We start from the raw sequence: 14633 nt of genomic DNA, 5'->3' as shown, positions 1-14633 counted from the left end.
CTGTGAAAGTAGGTCATCGTCAAGCTTTTATTCCGCAGAACCCCACAGGTAACCCCTGTGGGGTTTTGTCTTTGTGGCGACCGAATGTATTGCGCTCGGGATCTCTCGTGCGATACCACCAGCCGCAATTCCAATGAAAAACCCCTCGCAGGAATATCCTGCGAGGGGTTTTGTTTTACTGCCGGCAATCTGGGCGCTGAACGGCCTACTGCTGCGTGTATTGCTGGCGGTCTATGCCGTGGCGCTGCAGCTTGTCATAGAAGGTCTTGCGCGGAATGCCCAGGGACTCCAGGGTGGCCTTGATGTCGCCTTGGTGCGCCTGGAGTGCCTCGCGGATGAGCTGCGCTTCGAAGCGCTCCATCCGTTCCGGCAGGCTTGACGCGGCGTCCTGGGCCACGGCGGTTGGCGGGGCAGGGATATTCAGCACGCCAAGCACGACCCGCTCGGCGAAATGCGCAAGTTCACGCACGTTGCCGGGCCAGTCGTGCGTCATGAGATGTTGTTTGATGGACGCCGGCATTTCCGGGATATCGCGCTGGAAGCGGCGCGATGCGTGCCCGAGGTAGTGGGCGAACAGCAGCGGAATGTCCTCGCGGCGTTCACGCAGCGGCGGAATCCGGATGGTGACCACATTGAGGCGGTAGAACAGGTCTTCGCGAAACTTGGCGCGAATGGCTGGACTGCCCAGGTCTTCCTTGGTGGCGGCGACCACGCGCAGGTCCAGATTGCGCACTTCGTTGCTGCCCAGAGGAGTGATCTGGCGAGATTCGAGCACGCGCAGCAGCTTGACCTGCACCGCCAGCGGCATGCTTTCGATCTCGTCCAGGAATAGCGTACCGCCGCTGGCATGCTCGATCCGGCCGATACGCTTCTTTTGGGCGCCGGTGAAGGCGCCGGGCTCGTGGCCGAAGAGCTCGCTTTCGATGACGCTTTCAGGCAGGGCGCCGCAGTTGATCGCGACCAGCGCGCGGTGCCTGCGGCGGCTCAGGCGATGCAAGGCGGTGGCAACGACTTCCTTGCCGGTTCCGGTCTCGCCTTCGACCAGTACGTCCACGTCGGCATCCGCGATATGCCGCAGCGTTTGCTTGATGCGCTGCATGGCCGGCGTCGTGCCGATGAAAGGCACCTCGTCGGCCTGGACGGCGAATGCGGCTTCGCGCAGCCGGCGGTTTTCCAGTACGAGATGGCGCTTTTCCGCAGCGTGCATGATGGCGGTGATCAGCCTGTCGGCGGCATAGGGTTTGGCCAGGAAGTCATAGGCGCCGTCGCGCATGCATTGCACGGCCGTGGCGATGTCGCCATGGCCGGTGATCAGAATGACGGGGATGTCGGGGTCTATGTCCCGCAAGCGCTGGAAGAGTTGCAGGCCGTCCATGTCGGGCATGCGTATATCGCTGACGACCACGCCGTCGAAATCGCGCGTTAGTGTGGGCAGGGCAGAGCGTGCGCTGGCATGCGCGTCCACGGCGATGCCGTGCAGCTTCAGCGTCTGCGTATTGGCGCGCAGCAGTTCGTCGTCGTCGTCGATGAATACCGCACGCGGCAAAAACGGCTGGCGCTGGCTGTCGTCAATGGATGCCGGCGCGGCTGGCGGAAATTCAGGAGCGCGGTTCATGGTGTAGCTCGGTAGCGTTTTGCTGGCCAGACGCCTTGCGCAACGTCAGGATGAACATGGCTCCGCAGCCCGGGGCATGCGGAGCGGGAAAGACGGGATCGGCCGGGCCGGCGGCGATCAGGTCGCCACCGAATTCGGTGACGATGTCGCGGCAGATGACCAGCCCCAGTCCGAGTCCTTCGGCCTTGGTCGTATAGAAGGGAGTAAACAGATGCGCCCGCGCCTCGGCCGACAGGCCGGGACCGTTGTCGCTGACGTAGACCTGCACGGTCGCGCCCAGGTCCTGCAGCGCCACGACGATGCGGCCGTCGGGCCGGCCTTCCAGCGCTTCCATCGCGTTTTGCAGCAGATTCACCAGCACCTGTTCCAGCCGTATGCGATTGGCCAGCACCCGGTAATTCTGACCCGCGGGCGGACGTTGCAGGACGATGCCCTGGCGCCGCGCGCGCGGCGCGACCAGCAACAGCGCGCCCTCCAGACAATCCTTCAGGTTCGCGGGACCGATGGACGTGTCGGCCTTGCGCGAAAAGGCGCGCAATTCTCCGGTGATGTGGCCGATCCGCTCCGTCAACGCGGCGATGGTACCCAGGTTTTCCTGCGCCGAGCCTTCATCTTGCCTGCGCAGGAACTCGGCGGCGTTGTCCGCATAGGCGCGTATGGCCGCGACAGGCTGGTTGATCTCGTGCGCCACGCCGGCTGCCACCTGTCCCAGCAGGGCGAGCTTGCTGGCCTGGATCAGTTCCTCTTGCATGGTGTGCAAACGGGCGGCGGTACGTTGGCGCTCGTCCATCTCATCGACCAGTTGTTCGTTGACTTGCAGCAGCTGAGCCGTGCGTTCATCGACCAGCGAGGCCAGCTGTTCGTGGATGGCGGCCTGCTGCTCGGCACGCTCACGATTGCGGTGGCGGCGAAAGAGAACGATGCCGACCAAGGCGGCTAGCGCGCACTGCGCAAGCAGCGCGCCCAGCTGGGCGTTTGCGGTAGCCTGGTTGATGGCCGTCTGTACGGGCGACAACAGATGCAGTGTCCAACCTGGGGACTCGACAATGGGTAACGTCGTGTGCACCAGCGGCGCGCCTGCGGGGATCTGTGGCAGGGTTACGTCGGCGCGCACCAGCTGGCCGTGGCTGATGGCTTGTAGCTGCGGCCGCAAGGGTAGCGGGAAAAAGGGCGCGTCGCCGAATTGCAGGCTGCTGCGCAAGGCCCGGGCCAAGTCTGGGGTGAGCGGAGCCAGCACATCGAAACGCCAGTCGGAGATACTGCCCAATAGCACTACGCCATGCTCGTCCGTGACGAAAATGGGCGAAACCGACTGGCGCCAGTCGGCCTCCAGGTCCCGGAAATCCACTTTCAGCACGACCACGCCCAGCATGGCGCCGTTGACGTCATCCACGCGTCGCGACAAGTACAGCCCGGCTTCGTGGCTGATCGTGCCCAAAGCGAAGTGTTCGGCCGAGCCATGGGCTACCGACCCCTGGAAATAGGGCCGAAACTGGTAGTCCACGCCGACAAACGTGGCGGGTTCACGCCAGTTGCTGGCAGCGATCGCAAGGCCCTTCTTGTCCAGCACATAGATGGCGGATGCGCCGACGCCGCGGCTCAACGTATCGAGCTTGTCGTCCAGGGATTCGATCTGCACGTGCGAGCCTCCCTGCAGCGCCGCGCGCACGTCGACATCGCGCGTCAGGACAAAGGGCAGCGCCCTGAATTTGTCCAGGTTGTTGCGCAGCAATGCCGCGTTGAGCTGGGCTGCCACACGTGCCTGCTCCCCGGCATTCTTCAGCGCGCCGTCGCGCGCCCAGAGCGTGGCGGCGTGCAGTACGCCATAGACGACCGCGACACCCAGCAGGATGGCGATGGCCTTCCAGGGCCAAGGCCAGACAGGCGTGTTCCGTGGGCGCCGCGGCTTTCTGGCCTGGTCCACGCCGGGTCGGGCATCGCGGGGAGAGGAGTGGGTCGACATGGGGTGTGCGGTTTTTCGCACATTCTATATCTTTTTTGTGTGAAATTTCGCCAATAAAGGTCGGGCCAGTGCGCGAGAGAAGAAAAATTCCTTTTTTGATCAAGGGCTTGGAGCGCAAGAGGAAGGTCTGCCGATGTTGGCACGCCTCTTGCATTAGTAAAGCCAAGCCCGGCGGCGTTGCCTGCGGGGTGAAATCGGCTTGCGGCGATACGCGCTTGCCAGAAAACAGATAACGCCCCAACGCCCGCGCTGAACCGCCCGGAGCAAGGGGCCTTGGTGGGGACAATCCCAATGATCGACGTGGATCAAGTCGCGCCCGCGCGCAAGCTCAAGTTCTATCAAATCCTCTATGTGCAGGTGATTTTCGCCATCGTGGTGGGCGTGCTGCTGGGCGCGTTCAAGCCCGAGCTCGGCCAGCAGATGCAACCGCTGGGCGACGCCTTCATCAAGCTGGTGAAGATGATCATCGCGCCGGTGATCTTCCTGACCGTGGCCACCGGCATCGCGGCGATGAGCGACCTGAAGAAGGTCGGCCGCGTGGCGGGCAAGGCCATGCTGTACTTCCTGGTGTTCTCCACGCTTGCGTTGATCGTAGGCATGATCGTCAGCCATATCGTCCAGCCGGGCGCCGGCATGCACATCGACCCCAAGACGCTGGACGAGAAGGCGGTCTCGGGCTACGTGGCCAAGGCGCATGACTCGACCATCACGGGCTTCCTGATGAACGTGATCCCGACCACGATCTTCAGTCCGTTCGTGGGCGGCGACATTCTCCAGGTGCTGTTCGTGGCGGTGTTGTTCGGCATTTCGCTGGCCATGGTGGGTGAACGCGGCCAGCCGATACTGAACTTCATGACTGCCCTGGCACAGCCCGTCTTCAAGCTGGTCGCCATCCTGATGAAGGCCGCGCCCATCGGCGCGTTTGGCGCGATGGCCTTCACCATCGGCAAGTACGGCATCAAGTCCGTCATCAATCTGGCGATGCTGGTGGGTACGTTTTACGCAACCTCGGTGCTGTTCGTGGTCGTGGTGCTGGGCCTGGTGGCGCGCTACAACGGCTTTTCGATCCTGAAGCTGGTGCGCTACATCCGCGAAGAGCTGCTGCTGGTGCTGGGCACCAGTTCGTCCGAAGCCGCGTTGCCCACGCTGATGCAGAAGATGGAACGCGCCGGCTGCTCGAAGTCGGTGGTCGGGTTGGTCGTACCCACCGGCTACTCGTTCAACCTGGACGGCACCAACATCTACATGACGATGGCGGCGCTGTTCATCGCGCAGGCTTGCGATATTCCGCTGTCGCTGGGCGACCAGATCCTGCTGCTGCTGGTGGCGATGCTGAGCTCCAAGGGCGCGGCGGGCGTGACCGGGGCAGGCTTCATCACCCTGGCCGCAACCCTGTCGGTGGTGCCTTCCGTTCCGGTCGCCGGCATGGCGCTGATCCTGGGCGTGGACCGCTTCATGTCGGAATGCCGCGCGCTTACCAACCTGGTCGGCAACGCGACTGCCGCCGTGGTCGTGGCGCGCTGGGAAGGGGAGCTGGATAAGGAGCAGCTGCATGCCGCGCTCGAGGGCGAGCTTCAGCCCACGCCCGTGCCCGTGCCTGCCACGGCTCCGGTTCAGGAAGCGCCGAGGGCTGGCGGCGTACCCATGGGCCAGCCGCTGCAGCATGGCTGAAACAGCGTAGATCCGCGGCTGCCTGCAGGCGGCCGCAACTATTGATGCAGCTGTAAGCCCCGGCAAGAAGGACTGCCCGCCGGAAAAAAATCCCCCGGACCTCGACGGTCTCGGGGGATTTTTTTCGACCGGAGGCCGCGGTTTTCAGGGCATCTGTATCCCTGCCGCGCGCAATAGGTTTGCAGTTTCGAACAAGGGCAGGCCCATCACGCCGGTATAGCTGCCGGCGATATGCGAAACGAACGTGCCCGCCAGGCCCTGGATGCCATAGGCGCCCGCCTTGCCGTAGGGCTCGCCGCTGTCGCAGTAGCGGCCGAGTTCCTCATCCGTCAGCGCGCGCATGCGGACCTCGGTGATGGACACGGCCTCCAGCAACTGGTTTCCAGTCCAGACGGCGACGGCGGTGTGTACTTCGTGGGCGGAGCCGGACAGCGCGCGCAGAATGCGCATGGCGTCGTCGCGGTCGGCCGGTTTGCCCAGTACTGCGCCCGCCAGGATAACCGTGGTGTCGGCGGCCAGCAGCGGCAGTTGCGGCAGGTCCTGGCTGAGCATCCAGTCGCGTCCGCGCAGGGCCTTGTCGCGCGCAGTGCGCTGGACATAGTCGGCGGCGCTTTCGCCGGGATGTTGGGGTTCGTCCTCGCCCGGCGGGGCAGGTACGAGCAGGACTTCGTGGGCCAGGCCGACCTGGGTCAGCAGCTCGCGCCGCCGGGGACTGGCGGAGGCAAGGTAGAGGCGCGCGGAGGTTGCGGTGTCGGTCATGCGTCAGCAGGATGGGCGCCGGCCCGGCCAGCGGTCAGGCGCGGTGGTAGGGATGATTGGTCATGATGGCCCAGGCCCGGTAGAGCTGTTCGGCCAGCACCACGCGCACCATGGGGTGCGGCAGCGTCAGCGAGGACAGGCGCAATTGGCCGGAACAGGATGCCTTCAGGTCGGCATCCAGCCCGTCCGGGCCGCCGACGAGGAAAGCAACATCCTGACCGCCGGCGCGCCATTGTTCCAGCTTCTGCGACAACGCCATGGTGGTGAGGTCGCGTCCGCGTTCGTCCAGCGCCAGGCGCAAGACGCTGGCGGGCAGGGCGGCTTCGATCCGCTTGGCTTCCGCCGCCATCATCTGGGCGGGCGTCTTGCCGGTGGTGCGGGGTTCAGGCTTGATTTCGCGCAGTTCCAGCGCGCAGTCGGCCGGCAGGCGCTTGGCGTAGTCGTCCCAGGCGGTTTGCACCCAGTCCGGCATGCGCGTGCCCACGGCCACGACGATCAGCTTCACGGCGCGCTCAGTACTCGGCGTCGTGCGCGCCGTCGTTGGCGACCGGCGCGGGGCGGGTGGACTCGGGCAGGAGCTTCACGCGCACCGGCTTGCCGCCCCAGATCTCTTCCAGGTTGTAGTACTGGCGGATGGCGGGCTGCATGATGTGCACGACCACGTCGCCCAGGTCGACCACGACCCATTCGCCCGTGTCTTCGCCTTCGATGGTGATGCCGGAGAGATCGAGCGCACGGCCGCGATCCGCCACGCTGGAAGCGAGGGCGCGGGTCTGGCGGTTGGAGGTGGCGCTTGCAATCACGACGCGATCGAACAGGCTGGTCAGATGCGTGGTGTTGTAGACCTTGATGTCTTGCGCCTTGACGTCTTCGAGGGCGTCGATGACGGCGCGTTGGAGTTTTTGTATATCCATAGTCAGTAAATATAACCCGCGGGCGGACAGCGGATGCTGGCCCCGTGGCGCTTTCAGCGCACCGCGGGTGTAGGTTTATCGGTAAAGATGGTGCGCCGCAATATACGCGGCCACCGGAGCGGCAAGCAGGCCTTCGGTGGATTCGCCTTGCGCCAGGCGCTGGCGGATCTGCGAGGCCGAAACCGGCATGGGAGCAAAAGGCAGTTCCTGCAGTTCGCGTCCCTGGCTGCGCAGGTGTTCGGCCAGCGCCGGCGGGGCGCTGAGCGCCGTGCCCGGGCGGGTGGCCACGGCCAGGTCCACCAGGCTGGCGATGTCCTGCCAGTCGCGCCAGGTGCAGAAATTCGCCAACTGGTCGGTGCCCAGCAGCCAGACGTAGCGCGCGTCCTGGGGCAGGGCGCGCAGCGTGTCGATGGTGTAGGTCGCGCCGCCGCGGTCGATTTCGATGGGATTGACCACCAGGCCCGCATGGCCGGCGATGGCCAGTTGCAGCATGTCGCGGCGTTGTTCGGCCGTGGCGTGCAACGCTGCGCGTTGCCAGGGATTGGCCGCGGGGATGAGCTGCACCTCGGCCAGGCCCAACGTCTGCAAGGCATTCTGCGCCAGGGCGATGTGCGCGACGTGGACGGGGTCGAAACTGCCGCCCAACAGGCCGATGCGCTTCAAACCCAGTCCCGCGGTTTGAGGTAGGCGGCCAATTCGGCCTCGGGCGTGCCTGCCTCGGGCTGCCAGTCGTAGCGCCACTGCGCCAGCGGCGGCATGGACAGCAGGATCGACTCGGTACGTCCGCCGGACTGCAGGCCGAACAGCGTGCCGCGGTCGAAGACCAGGTTGAATTCCACATAGCGGCCGCGGCGGTAGGCCTGGAAATCGCGCTCGCGCTCGCCGTAGGCCTGGTCGCGGCGGCGTTCCACGATCGGCATGTAGGCCGGCAGGAAGGCGTCGCCCACCGATCGGGTCAGCGCGAACGAGGCGTCAAAGCCGGGAGCGTTCAGGTCGTCATAGAAGATGCCGCCCACGCCGCGCGTTTCATTGCGGTGTTTTAGGAAGAAGTACTCGTCGCACCAGCGCTTGTAGCGCGGGTAGTAGTCGGCGCCATGGCCGGCCAGGGCATCGCGGCAGGTGGCGTGGAAATGGCGGGCGTCTTCCTCGTAGGGATAGTAGGGCGTCAGGTCGATGCCGCCGCCGAACCAGAAGACGTCGGCCTCGTCGTGGCCGGGCCGGGCTGCCGCCAGGAACATGCGCACGTTCATGTGCGTGGTGGGCACGTAGGGATTGCGCGGGTGCAGCACCATGGACACGCCCATGGCTTCCCAGGACCGGCCGGCCAGTTCCGGGCGGTGCGCGCTGGCCGAGGGCGGCAGCTTGCTGCCCTGGACATGGCTGAACAGCACGCCGGCCCGTTCGAACAGCGAGCCGCCTTCCAGCAGGCGCGACAGCCCGCCGCCGCCCTCGGGGCGGACCCATTCGTCGGTACGGAAGGCCGCGCCCTCGGCGGCTTCCAGGGCGCCGACGATGCGGGCCTGCAAGCCGGTGAGGTAGTCCCGGACGGAAGAGACGGGCAAGGCGTTCATCGACGGTTCCGGCTAGGCGTTGGGCTTGGACTTCTGCTGCGAAGGCTTGAGCGCGCGCCAGCCGATGTCGCTGCGATACTGGCGGCCGTCGAAGTGGATGCCGTCGATCGCTTCGTAGACGCGGTCGCGGGCCATCTTGACGGAGTCGCCCAGCGCCGTGACGCACAGCACGCGGCCGCCGGTGGTCTTGACTTCGTCGCCGTCGAGCTTGGTGGCGGCGTGGAACACCATGCAGTCCTCGGCGTCGGCGGGCAGGCCGCGGATGACGTCGCCGGTGCGCGGCGTGTTGGGGTAGTTGTGCGCGGCCAGCACGGCGCCCAGGGCGGTGCGGCGGTCCCAGGTGATGTCGGCCTGGTCGAGCGTGCCGTCGACGGCATGCTCCAGGGCGTCCAGCAGGTCGCTCTTGACGCGCATCATGATGGGCTGGGTTTCAGGATCGCCCATGCGGCAGTTGAATTCCAGGGTCTTGATCTCGCGGTCGGGGTCGTCGCCCGGGGCGATCATCAGGCCGGCGTACAGGAAGCCCGTGTACGGGATGCCATCGCGCGTCATGCCCTGCACGGTCGGCAGGATGATTTCGCGCATGATGCGGTGGTGCAGTTCCGGGGTGACGATGGGCGCGGGCGAATACGCGCCCATGCCGCCGGTATTGGGACCCTGGTCGCCGTCCTGCAGGCGCTTGTGGTCCTGGCTGGTGGCCAGGGCCAGCACGTTGCGGCCGTCGCACATGACGATGAAGCTGGCTTCTTCGCCCACCAGGCATTCCTCGATGACGACGCGCGCGCCGGCGGCGCCCATGGAGCCGTCGCCCAGCATGGCGTCCACGGCGGCATGCGCCTCTTCCAGCGTGGCGGCGACCACCACGCCCTTGCCGGCGGCCAGGCCATCGGCCTTGATCACGATGGGAGCGCCTTCCTGGTCGATGTAGGCGTGCGCCTTGGCCGGATCGGTGAAGGTTTCGTAGCGGGCGGTCGGGATGTTGTGCCGGACCATGAAGGCCTTGGCGTAGTCCTTCGAGCTTTCCAGCTGCGCTGCGGCCTTGGTGGGGCCGAAGATCTTCAGGCCGCGGGCGCGGAACACGTCAACGACGCCAGCGGCCAGGGGGGCTTCAGGGCCGACGACGGTCAGGGCGACGCCTTCGCGTTGCACGAAATCGGCCAATTCCTCGGCATTGGTGAACGGGACGTTCTCGATCTGTTCGGCGCGTTGCGTGCCGCCGTTGCCGGGAGCGACATATACCTTGTGGACGCGCGGGGAGCGGGCCAGCCGCCAGGCGAGGGCGTGTTCTCGGCCGCCAGAGCCAATTACCAGGAGTTTCATGTTGCGAGGTTCTTTAGGTTGCCAGTCGAGCGCCGCAAGGCGCCAGCCCGTGGAGTAGGCCAGGATCCAGGCGGACCCGGATCCGGTGACAGCGTGGCGCCGGGCAGGCAAGGCCCGCCCGGCGCCGGGGTAATGGAGTTACTGCGCTTCGTCGAAAACGACGTTCGTATAGACTTCCTGCACGTCGTCCAGGCCTTCCAGGGCGTCGAGCAGTTTCTGCATCTTGATGGCGTCTTCCCCGGCGAGTTCGGTCTCGTTCAGGGCTTTCATGACGATGCCGTCCACTTCGGCCTTCAGGCCGGCGGCGTCGAAGGCGCCGCGCACGGCGGCGTAGTCAGCCGGGGCGCAGACCACTTCGATCACGCCTTCCTCGTCGGTCGTCACGTCTTCCGCGCCGGCTTCGAGGGCGGTTTCCATGACCTTGTCTTCCGAGGTTCCGGGGGCGAAGACGAATTGGCCGCAATGCTTGAACATGAAGGCGACCGAGCCTTCCTGGCCCAGGTTGCCGCCGTTCTTGGCGAAGGCGTGGCGCACTTCGGCGACGGTGCGGGTGCGGTTGTCTGTCATGCAGTCGACGATGACGGCTGCGCCGCCGATGCCATAGCCTTCGTAGCGGACTTCTTCGTAGGCCTCGCCGTCGGCGCCGCCCGCGCCGCGTTGGATGGCGCGCTGGATGTTGTCCTTGGGCATGTTGGCGTCGGTGGCCTTGTCCCAGGCCATGCGCAGGCGCGGGTTGCTGTCCGGGTCAGGGCCGCCGGCACGCGCCGCCACGGTGATTTCACGAATGATCTTGGTCCAGAGCTTTCCGCGCTTGGCGTCTTGGCGCCCTTTGCGGTGCTGAATATTGGCCCATTTGCTGTGTCCGGCCATGGCTTCCCAGGGTAATTTGTCTGCAAAAATGGCATTTTACCGTGCCAGCGCCCGGCGCGCCCGGGGGCGGACCGCATGTGTCCATATTGCCACGCGCACAAGCGGCGCGGCAGGCTCTACACTTGGGCATCCATCTGATTCCCTGGTCCGGAGAGCTGCACATGCCCAACCCCATCGTCATCGCCAAGAATGCACAGACCGAATTGGCGCTGCTACCCGCCCTGGCAAACCGCCACGGCTGCATTACGGGGGCCACGGGCACCGGCAAGACCGTCACCTTGCAGGTTTTGGCCGAATCCTTCTCCCGTATCGGCACGCCGGTGTTCATGGCCGACGTCAAGGGCGACCTGACCGGCATTTCCCAGGCCGGCACCGCGACTCCCAAGCTGCTGGAACGCCTGAAGAACCTGGGCCTGAACGAACCGGCCTGGGCGGCCAGCCCCGTCACCCTGTGGGACGTGTTCGGCGAGCAGGGGCTGCCGGTGCGCGCCACGGTGTCGGACATGGGGCCGCTGCTGCTGTCCCGCATCCTGGAATTGAACGACACGCAGGAAGGCGTGCTGACGCTGGTCTTCAAGGTCGCCGACGACGAGGGCCAGTTGCTGCTGGACCTGAAGGACCTGCGCGCCATGCTGCAGAACGTCGCCGACCGCGCTTCGGAGCTGAAGACACGTTACGGGAATGTGTCTTCCGCCAGCATCGGCGCCATCCAGCGCGGCTTGCTGGCGCTGGAATCGCAGGGTGCGGAGAAATTCTTCGGCGAACCCATGCTCGACGTGGCCGACCTGATGCGCACGGATGCGCAGGGCCGCGGCATGGTCAACGTGCTGGCCGCGGACAAGCTGATGCAGGCGCCGCGCCTGTATGCGATTTTCCTGTTGTGGCTGCTGGCGGACCTGTACGAGAAGCTGCCCGAAGTCGGCGACATGGACCAGCCCAAGCTGGTGTTTTTCTTCGATGAGGCCCACCTGCTGTTCAACGATGCGCCCGCCGCTCTGCTGAACAAGATCGAGCAGGTGGTGCGCCTGGTCCGCTCCAAGGGCGTGGGCGTCTATTTCGTGACGCAGAACCCGCTGGACATCCCCGACACCGTACTGGGCCAATTGGGCAACCGCGTCCAGCACGCCTTGCGGGCATTCACGCCGCGCGACCAGAAGGCCGTGAAGACGGCGGCCCAGACGATGCGTCCCAATCCGGGGCTGGACATCGAGGCCGCCATCACCGAGCTGGGCGTGGGCGAGGCGCTGGTTTCCTTGCTGGATCCCAAGGGGCGGCCAATGCCGACCGAACGCGCCTACATCGTGCCGCCGGCCAGCCGGATCGGCCCGGCGACCGACGCGGAGCGGCAGGCGTTGCGCCATGGCAGTCCGCTGGCGTCGAAGTATGAGAAATCCATAGACCGCGAGTCCGCCTATGAAGTGCTGGCCGGGCGTGCGGCCAAGCCGGCGGACCAGGCCGGCGCGGCCGGGAACGGTTCCGCGCAGCCCGCAGGCAAGGGCGCTGCCGAGGAATCGGGTGGCGGCCTCATGGACAGCCTGAACGAGGTTCTGTTCGGGTCGACGGGGCCGCGCGGCGGCAAGCGCGACGGCGTGGTGCAGACCATGGCCAAGAGCACGGTCCGGTCGATCGCGCGTGAACTGACCCGGGGCATTTTGGGCTCCTTGCTGGGCTCGAAAGGCCGGCGTTGAAATCCTGATCCTGCGTGCCTGCCAGCAGTGGCTGGCGCGTCCGATTCGGGGCCGTATCGAGTAACATTTCCGTGCAATGATATGGAGGCTGCGCGTGGCCGCTCAGACCCGCGGCGCGCATAGTGCATCCAAGGAAAACAAAGGAAGACGTGGTGGCAAAGAAACACAAGATTGCGGTGATTCCTGGAGACGGCATCGGCAAGGAAGTCGTGCCTGAGGGCTTGAAGGTGCTGGACGCGGTCGCGACGCGATTCGGCATCGATTTTCAGTGGGACCATTTCGACTGGAGCTGCGACTACTACGCCAAGCACGGCAAGATGATGCCGGACGATTGGCAGGCGCAGATCGGCCAGCACGAAGCGATTTTCTTCGGCTCCATCGGCTGGCCCGCCACGGTGCCTGACCACGAAGCGCTGTGGGGCTCGCTGTTCAAGTTCCGCCGCGAGTTCGACCAGTACATCAACCTGCGCCCGGTGCGCCTGATGCCTGGCGTGCCCTCTCCGCTGAAGGACCGCCAGCCCGGCGAGATCGATTTCTTCATCGTGCGCGAGAACACCGAAGGCGAATACTCCAACAGCGGCGGCCGCCTGTTCGCGGGCACCGAACGCGAAGTGGTCATCCAGGAAAGCGTCTTCACGCGCATCGGCGCCGACCGCGTCCTCAAGTTCGCCTTCGAACTGGCGCAGAAGCGCGGCAAGCACCTGACCGCCGCCACCAAGTCCAATGGCATTTCCATTTCGATGCCCTGGTGGGACGAGCGCGTGGCCGAGATGGGCGAGAAGTACCCGGACGTGCGCTGGGACAAGTACCACATCGACATCCTGTGCGCGCATTTCGTGCAGCATCCCGACTGGTTCGACGTGGTGGTGGCTTCCAATTTGTTCGGCGACATCCTGTCCGACCTGGGACCGGCCTGCACGGGCACCATCGGCATCGCGCCTTCGGCCAACCTGAACCCGGAACGCAAGTTCCCGTCCCTGTTCGAACCGGTGCATGGTTCGGCGCCGGACATCTACGGCAAGGGCATCGCCAACCCGATCGGCCAGATCTGGAGCGGCGCGCTGATGCTGGACTTCCTTGGCTATCCGGACGCTTCGGCTGCGGTGGTCAAGGCCATCGAAACCGTCCTGGCGGAAGGTCCGCGTACCCGGGACATGAAGGGCACTGCCTCCACCGCCGACGTCGGCAGCGCGATTGCCGCGCTGATCGCGGCGGGCTGAGGCAAGTCGCCGGCAAGGCCCCCAGGCCAGTCAATGGACGATTCCGTCTTTTCCTCCTCCGCTGCCCAGGTGGGCAGCGGACGGGCCGACCGTTTCGTGCGCAAGCTGTTTCGCGTGCTACGGTCGCGCACGCAGAGGCACAATCAACATTTATGGCCTTTCGTCCGGATCTGGCGGGGCAGGTCGGGCGCCATCAGCGGTTTTCGAGCTTTTGGCAGGTCGCAGCCGGTCACGCCGCTGGCCGAGGGATACGATTCCGCCGACAAGGAAGTTCATCTGATCCTGAGCGGCCCGTCGGTCACGCAGATTCCATATGATCGGCTGGATATCCGGGCGGCGATGGGCGTGAACGGCGCCATCATGCTGACGCGCAAGTTCGACCTGCCGTTCAAGTATTACTGCATCATCGACCAGAACTTCGTCCGCGAGCGTATCGACCTGGTGCGCGAAATCGTGTCGCGCGACCTGACCCTGTACGTCTTGCCCGAGGTCTTGCGCTACATCATGCAGGGCTTGCCGCAGGAGTCGATCCGCTGCCGCATCTGCATCATCGAACTGATCTCCGAGCGCGCCTACCAGCGCATTTCCGCGCCGTCCGTGCTGCAGCGCATGGCGGCAGCCTCGCCCGACGTGCAGCTGCTGGACGCGAAACGGGGCATGGGGTTCAGCTTCAATGTGGAGCTGGGCGTATTCGACGCCGACACCGTGGCTTATGCGGCATTACAGGTGCTGGTATCCAGCGGCGCGCGCAAGGTCTACGCGCACGGGCTGGATCTGACGCTGCAGAACGGCTTGCGCTTCTATGATGAAGGGCAGACGCCCCAGTCCAGCAGGCTGGCGCGCAAGTTCGCGCAACTGATCGAGCCCTCATTCCGCTTCGCCGCCGCGCAATGGCGCGCTCGTGGCATCTCGGTGTTCAACCTGTCGCCCACCAGCGCCTTGCCGGCCGACGTCATCGAGCGCGCCGACTGGCAGGTCTTGCTGAAGGAATAGCGTTCTTGTGCCGCCAAGCCCCGGACGCAGATCGGTCCGGGGCCTGGCG

At 65.5% G+C, this 14633-nt stretch carries 13 protein-coding genes; 4 read left to right on the top strand and 9 right to left on the bottom strand.

Going from position 1 to position 14633, the window contains the following annotated elements; translation table 11 throughout:
* Positions 1-205: 205 nt before the first annotated feature.
* Both IB259_RS30710 and IB259_RS30705 read right to left on the bottom strand, forming a co-directional pair.
* Positions 206-1615, bottom strand: a complete 1410-nt coding sequence (locus IB259_RS30710) for a sigma-54 dependent transcriptional regulator (RefSeq protein ID WP_175164210.1) — start codon at positions 1613-1615, stop codon at positions 206-208.
* Positions 1599-3578: an ATP-binding protein gene (locus IB259_RS30705; RefSeq protein WP_192331037.1), complete on the bottom strand. Its 1980-nt coding sequence runs from the start codon at positions 3576-3578 to the stop codon at positions 1599-1601. The genes IB259_RS30710 and IB259_RS30705 overlap by 17 nt, the downstream gene beginning before the upstream one ends.
* Before the next feature lie 291 nt (positions 3579-3869).
* Between IB259_RS30705 and IB259_RS30700 the strand changes: the two genes are divergently transcribed.
* Positions 3870-5249 (top strand): dicarboxylate/amino acid:cation symporter, encoded by a 1380-nt coding sequence (locus IB259_RS30700; RefSeq protein WP_175214404.1) that lies wholly within the window; start codon positions 3870-3872, stop codon positions 5247-5249.
* A gap of 144 nt (positions 5250-5393) precedes the next feature.
* Here the strand turns inward: IB259_RS30700 and IB259_RS30695 are convergent, their stop codons facing one another.
* The 7 genes from IB259_RS30695 to IB259_RS30665 all read right to left on the bottom strand — a co-directional run bounded on the left by IB259_RS30695 (position 5394) and on the right by IB259_RS30665 (position 10683).
* On the bottom strand, positions 5394-6008 hold the full coding sequence (locus IB259_RS30695; protein ID WP_175214403.1) for a nucleoside triphosphate pyrophosphatase: 615 nt from the start codon (positions 6006-6008) through the stop codon (positions 5394-5396).
* A gap of 34 nt (positions 6009-6042) precedes the next feature.
* Complete coding sequence (gene rlmH / locus IB259_RS30690) at positions 6043-6513, bottom strand: 23S rRNA (pseudouridine(1915)-N(3))-methyltransferase RlmH (RefSeq protein WP_054458762.1); 471 nt, start codon at positions 6511-6513, stop codon at positions 6043-6045.
* A gap of 7 nt (positions 6514-6520) precedes the next feature.
* Positions 6521-6922 carry a ribosome silencing factor gene (rsfS, locus tag IB259_RS30685; protein WP_013392761.1) on the bottom strand — a complete coding sequence of 134 codons (402 nt, stop codon included), beginning with the start codon at positions 6920-6922 and terminating at the stop codon, positions 6521-6523.
* Between the two features lie 75 nt (positions 6923-6997).
* Positions 6998-7585: a nicotinate (nicotinamide) nucleotide adenylyltransferase gene (nadD, locus tag IB259_RS30680; protein ID WP_192331035.1), complete on the bottom strand. Its 588-nt coding sequence runs from the start codon at positions 7583-7585 to the stop codon at positions 6998-7000.
* Positions 7582-8493, bottom strand: coding sequence for an oxygen-dependent coproporphyrinogen oxidase (hemF, locus tag IB259_RS30675; RefSeq protein WP_054458759.1), 912 nt, complete (start codon positions 8491-8493; stop codon positions 7582-7584). The genes nadD and hemF overlap by 4 nt, the downstream gene beginning before the upstream one ends.
* Before the next feature lie 12 nt (positions 8494-8505).
* Positions 8506-9813, bottom strand: coding sequence for a phosphoribosylamine--glycine ligase (purD, locus tag IB259_RS30670; protein WP_054458757.1), 1308 nt, complete (start codon positions 9811-9813; stop codon positions 8506-8508).
* 138 nt (positions 9814-9951) lie between these two features.
* Positions 9952-10683 carry a YebC/PmpR family DNA-binding transcriptional regulator gene (locus IB259_RS30665; protein WP_054458755.1) on the bottom strand — a complete coding sequence of 244 codons (732 nt, stop codon included), beginning with the start codon at positions 10681-10683 and terminating at the stop codon, positions 9952-9954.
* Between the two features lie 161 nt (positions 10684-10844).
* On the opposite strand from IB259_RS30665, the gene IB259_RS30660 reads away from it, so the two are divergent.
* The 3 genes from IB259_RS30660 (at position 10845) to IB259_RS30650 (ending at position 14584) form a co-directional block, all read left to right on the top strand.
* A complete protein-coding gene (locus tag IB259_RS30660) occupies positions 10845-12371 on the top strand; it encodes a helicase HerA-like C-terminal domain-containing protein (RefSeq protein WP_192331033.1) in 1527 nt (508 codons plus the stop codon).
* 152 nt (positions 12372-12523) lie between these two features.
* Positions 12524-13591, top strand: coding sequence for a tartrate dehydrogenase (locus tag IB259_RS30655; protein WP_054458781.1), 1068 nt, complete (start codon positions 12524-12526; stop codon positions 13589-13591).
* A 33-nt stretch (positions 13592-13624) separates the two neighbouring features.
* Positions 13625-14584, top strand: a complete 960-nt coding sequence (locus IB259_RS30650; protein WP_192331031.1) for a hypothetical protein — start codon at positions 13625-13627, stop codon at positions 14582-14584.
* The last annotated feature ends 49 nt before the right edge of the window (positions 14585-14633 follow it).

The sequence above is a fragment of the Achromobacter sp. ACM04 genome, assembly GCF_014851465.1.
In the GTDB taxonomy this organism is placed as follows: domain Bacteria; phylum Pseudomonadota; class Gammaproteobacteria; order Burkholderiales; family Burkholderiaceae_B; genus Achromobacter; species Achromobacter aegrifaciens.
This window is presented reverse-complemented; position numbering and strand designations above follow the sequence as displayed.

Coding starts and splice junctions, on each gene's coding strand:
- IB259_RS30710 (WP_175164210.1), bottom strand. CDS start 1,615: ATGAACCGCGCTCCTGAATTTCCGCCAGCCGCGCCGGCATCCATTGAC.
- IB259_RS30705 (WP_192331037.1), bottom strand. CDS start 3,578: ATGTCGACCCACTCCTCTCCCCGCGATGCCCGACCCGGCGTGGACCAG.
- IB259_RS30700 (WP_175214404.1), top strand. CDS start 3,870: ATGATCGACGTGGATCAAGTCGCGCCCGCGCGCAAGCTCAAGTTCTAT.
- IB259_RS30695 (WP_175214403.1), bottom strand. CDS start 6,008: ATGACCGACACCGCAACCTCCGCGCGCCTCTACCTTGCCTCCGCCAGT.
- rsfS (WP_013392761.1), bottom strand. CDS start 6,922: ATGGATATACAAAAACTCCAACGCGCCGTCATCGACGCCCTCGAAGAC.
- hemF (WP_054458759.1), bottom strand. CDS start 8,493: ATGAACGCCTTGCCCGTCTCTTCCGTCCGGGACTACCTCACCGGCTTG.
- purD (WP_054458757.1), bottom strand. CDS start 9,813: ATGAAACTCCTGGTAATTGGCTCTGGCGGCCGAGAACACGCCCTCGCC.
- IB259_RS30665 (WP_054458755.1), bottom strand. CDS start 10,683: ATGGCCGGACACAGCAAATGGGCCAATATTCAGCACCGCAAAGGGCGC.
- IB259_RS30660 (WP_192331033.1), top strand. CDS start 10,845: ATGCCCAACCCCATCGTCATCGCCAAGAATGCACAGACCGAATTGGCG.
- IB259_RS30650 (WP_192331031.1), top strand. CDS start 13,625: ATGGACGATTCCGTCTTTTCCTCCTCCGCTGCCCAGGTGGGCAGCGGA.